The organism is Betaproteobacteria bacterium (genome assembly GCA_016791345.1).
Classification (GTDB): Bacteria; Pseudomonadota; Gammaproteobacteria; order Burkholderiales; family JAEUMW01; genus JAEUMW01.
This window is the reverse complement of the sequence record JAEUMW010000026.1, coordinates 1-4,517: the sequence shown is the minus strand read 5'-3', so window position 1 is coordinate 4,517 and position 4,517 is coordinate 1. Positions and strand designations below refer to the sequence as shown.

The 4,517-nt window shown below is 69.1% G+C and carries 3 protein-coding genes; all 3 read right to left on the bottom strand.

Going from position 1 to position 4,517, the window contains the following annotated elements; translation table 11 throughout:
* The coding region (locus JNK68_00880; protein ID MBL8538899.1) for a flagellar biosynthesis protein FlgA at positions 1-640 on the bottom strand (640 nt) is incomplete at its 3' end.
* Positions 640-3,804: an efflux RND transporter permease subunit gene (locus JNK68_00875; GenBank protein ID MBL8538898.1), complete on the bottom strand. Its 3,165-nt coding sequence runs from the start codon at positions 3,802-3,804 to the stop codon at positions 640-642. The genes JNK68_00875 and JNK68_00880, both read right to left, overlap by 1 nt.
* A 1-nt stretch (position 3,805) precedes the next feature.
* On the bottom strand, positions 3,806-4,517 hold a 712-nt coding region (locus JNK68_00870), incomplete at its 5' end, for an efflux RND transporter periplasmic adaptor subunit (protein MBL8538897.1).

Here is a 4,517-nt window from a genome sequence, read left to right as displayed (position 1 = left end):
CGTTGAAGTCCCCGCCCGCCACCGTCTCCGGCGTGAAGCCGTAATGCCCCCACACCGTGTCCGGGGTGGACGCGTGATAGGCCGGCAAGTACTTGGTGCCCTTCCCCGCCGCGATCACCTCGAAGCCCGCCGCACGCGCCCAGTCGACGAGTTCGCAGATGAGCGCCGGTTGATCGCCGTAGGCGAGCGAGTAGACGACACCCGCCTGCGCGGCGCGCTGCGCGAGCAGCGGACCCGCCAGGGCGTCCGCCTCCACGTTCACCATCACGATGTGCCTGCCGTGCTCGCAACAGGCAAGCGCATGGCGGATGCCGGCGGCAGGCGACCCGGTGGCGTCGATCACGACCTCGATGCCGTCGGCGGCGATGAGCGCCATCGCATCGTCGGTGAGGAAGGTCGTGCGGTGCCGGATCGCCGCGTCGACCGAAGCCGCCACCGCCGCCTCGGGCGGCCAGCCGACGCGGGCCAGCGCCTCCCGCGCGCGCAGCGGATCGAGATCGGCAATGCCGGCCACGTGCAGCCCGGGAGTCCGCGGCGCCTGCGCGAGAAACATCGAGCCGAACTTGCCGGCACCGATGAGCGCCACCCGGATCGGTCTGCCGGCAGCTTCGCGTACCTCGAGCAGTCGATGCAGGTTCATCAGGCGGATCCTGGCGCATCGGGGGAGGAGGCATTGTAGCCCACCGCCGCGCCGGGGTGACGCAGCCCGGTCCCCTTCACCAGCGCGTAGATCGCGGGGATCACGACGAGCGTGAGAACGGTGGAGGACACCATGCCGCCGATCATGGGCGCGGCAATGCGGCGCATCACCTCGGACCCGGCGCCCGTGCTCCACATGATCGGCAGCAGCCCGGCCATGATCGCAACCACCGTCATCATCTTCGGCCGCACGCGCTCCACCGCACCCTCCATCACGGCGGCGCGGATATCCTGCGCGGTCAGCGGCTGCCCGCGTGCCGCGCACTGCGCACGCACCCGCGCGAGCGCGTGATCGAGATACAGGATCATCACGACGCCGGTCTCGGCCGCCACACCGGCCAGTGCGATGAAGCCGATGGCCACCGCGACGCTCGCGTTGTAGCCGAGCAGGTACATGAACCACAGACCGCCGATCAGCGCGAACGGCAGCGAGAGCATGACGATGAGCGCCTCGGTCAGGCGGCCGAAGTTCACGTAGAGCAGCAGAAAGATGACGGCGAGCGTCAGCGGCACCACGATCCGCATGCGCTCACGCGCGCGCTCCAGGTATTCGAACTGGCCGCTCCAGCTCGCGTAGTACCCGGGCGGAAACTTCACTTCGGCCCGCACCGCGCGCCGCGCTTCCGCCACGTAGCTGCCGATGTCGCGACCGCGGATGTCGACGAAGATGTAGGCGGACAGCAGCGCATTCTCGGTGCGGATCGCGGGCGGCCCGCGATCGAGCGACACGCGCGCCACCTGCCCGAGCGGAATCATGGCGCCATCATCGGTCGGCACCAGCACCTCGCGCGCGATCGCCTGCGGATCGCTGCGCAGATCGCGCGGATAGCGCACGATGACGCCGAAGCGGCTGCGTCCTTCCACCGTCGTCGTCACCGTCTCGCCGCCCAAGGCAGTCGCGATCACGTCCTGCAGCGCGCCCACCGTGAGCCCGTAGCGAGCCAGCGCCGCGCGCTCCGGCTCGATGTTGAGATAGGCGCCGCCGGTGATGCGCTCGGCGTAGGCGCTGGTGGTGCCCGGCACCCGCTTCACCACCGCCTCGATCTCGCGTGCGAGCCGTTCCAGTTGCGCGAGATCGCCGCCGAAGACCTTGATGCCGACGGGCGTGCGGATGCCGGTCGAGAGCATGTCGATGCGCGCCTTGATCGGCATCGTCCACGAGTTGGCGATACCCGGAAACTGCAGCGCAGCGTCCATCTCGGCGATGAGCGCATCGACGGTCATGCCGGGTCGCCACTCCGACTCCGGCTTGAGGTTGATCACCGTCTCGAACATCTCGAGCGGCGCCGGATCGGTCGCCGTGTCCGCGCGCCCCGCCTTGCCGTAGACCGAGGCCACTTCCGGGAAGCTCCTGATGATGCGGTTCTGGACCTGCAGCAGTTCCGCCGCTTTCGTCACCGACAGTCCGGGCAGCGTCGTCGGCATGTAGAAAAGCGTGCCCTCGTTGAGCGTCGGCATGAACTCGGTGCCGATGCGGCTTGCCGGAATCCACGAGACGGCAAGTACGACCCCCGCGACGAGGACGGTCATGACCTTCGCGCGCAGCACGCCGGCGATGATCGGCCGGTAGCACCAGATAAGAAAGCGGTTGAGCGGGTTCCTCGCCTCCGCCACGATGCGCCCGCGCACGAAGAGCAGCATGAGCGCCGGCACCAGGGTCACCGAAAGCAGCGCCGCTCCCGCCATGGCGAAGGTCTTGGTGTAGGCGAGCGGCTTGAAGAGCCGTCCCTCCTGCGCTTCCAGCGCGAACACCGGCAGGAACGACACGGTGATCACGAGCAGGCTGAAGAAGAGCGCCGGCCCGACTTCCCGGCACGCCTCCACGATGAGGCGCGCACGCGGCGCCTCTGGATCGCGCTCGATGTGCTTGTGCGCGTTCTCGATCATCACGATCGCCGCGTCCACCATGGCGCCGATCGCGATCGCGATGCCGCCGAGACTCATGATGTTGGAGGTGACGCCGAGCACGCGCATGGCGATGAAGGCGATGAGCACGCCGACCGGCAACATGACGATCGCCACCAGTGCGCTGCGCACGTGAAACAGGAACACGATGCACACCAGCGCAACGATCAGGCTCTCCTCCAGCAGCGTGCGGGTGAGCGTGCCGATCGCCCGGTGAATCAGGTCCGAGCGGTCGTACACGGTCTCGATCGTGACCCCCTCGGGCAGTCCGTTGCCGATCTCGGCGATCCTCTGCTTGAGCCCCTCGATCACGTCCAGCGCATTCTCGCCGTAGCGCGCCATCGCGATGCCCGACACCACCTCGCCCTCGCCATCGAGCTCCGTCACGCCGCGGCGCTCGTCGGGTCCCAGCTCGACGCGCGCCACCTCGCGGATGCGCACCGGCCGCCCGTCATCGGCGCGCAGCACGAGCTCGGCAATGTCGTCGGCTCCGCGCAGATAGCCCATCCCGCGCACCATGTACTCGGTCTCGGCGAGCTCGACCACGCGCCCGCCGACATCGCGGTTGCTGTCGCGGATCACCGCCGCCACCCGCTCCAGCGGTATGCCATACGCCTGCAGCTTGCGCGGGTCGACGATCACCTGATACTGCTGCACGAAGCCGCCGACACTCGCCACCTCGGCGACTCCGTGCACCTTGGCGAGCTGATAGCGGACGAACCAGTCCTGCAGGGTGCGCAGCTCAGCCAGCGTACGGTTGGCGCCGAGCACCGCGTACTGGTACACCCAGCCCACGCCGGTGGCATCCGGCCCCAGCGTCGGCGTCACGCCGCCCGGCAGTCGCGCCGCCGCCACGTTGAGGTATTCGAGGACGCGCGAGCGCGCCCAGTAGATGTCGGTGCCATCCTCGAAGATCACGTAGACGAAGGACGCGCCGAAGAACGAGAAACCGCGCACGACCCGGGAGCGCGGCACGGACAGAAGCGCGGTGGTGAGCGGGTAGGTGACCTGATCCTCCACCACCTGCGGCGCCTGACCGGGGAACGGCGTGTAGACGATCACCTGCACGTCGGAGAGATCGGGCAGCGCGTCGAGCGGCGTCTTCGCCAGCGCGTAGATGCCGGCGGCAACGGTCAGCGCAGTGGCGAGCAGAACGAGGACGACGTTGCGGGCAGACCATGCGATCAGGCGCACCAGCATGTCAGTGACTCCCGTGGTCGCGATGGCCGCCGCCGGCGGGCGGTGCCGCCTCGACAGGCACGGGCGGCGTCGCGGCGTCCGCGGGCGGGGCAAATCCCGACAGCGCCGCGCGCAGATTGCTCTCGGCGTCGATCAGGAAATTCGCGCTCACCACGACCGGCTCGCCGGCACTCACGCCCTCACGCACCTGCACGTACTCGTCTCCCTGCACGCCCAGCACGACCGGTCGCGGTTCGAAGCGGCCTTCGCCGAGTTGCACCAGCACCACCTCGCGCGCGCCGCTGCGGATCACGCTCGACGCCGGGACGGTCAACACCGGGACGGCGCCTGCGGGGGCGCCGAATTCGACATTCGCGTACATCGCCGGCTTGAGCAGTCCGCCGGGGTTGGCGAGTTCGATGCGCACCTGCGCCGTGCGCGTCTTGGCGTCCAGCGTCGGGTAGACGAAGGCGACGCGGCCCTCGAAGACGCGGTCGGGATAGGCGTTGACGCGGATCTTAGCGCGCTGCCCCGGCCGCACGACGGCGAGATCCTGCTCGAACACGTCGGCGATGAGCCAGAGCGTGGAGAGATCGGCGATCCTCAGCAGCGGTTCGCCCGGCATGAAGCGGGTGCCTTCCACCACCATCTTCTCCAGCACCACGCCGGTAGCGGGGGCACGCAAGTTGAGCGTGTCGCGCACGCGGCCGTCGCGCTGCAGGTCGTCCAGTTCG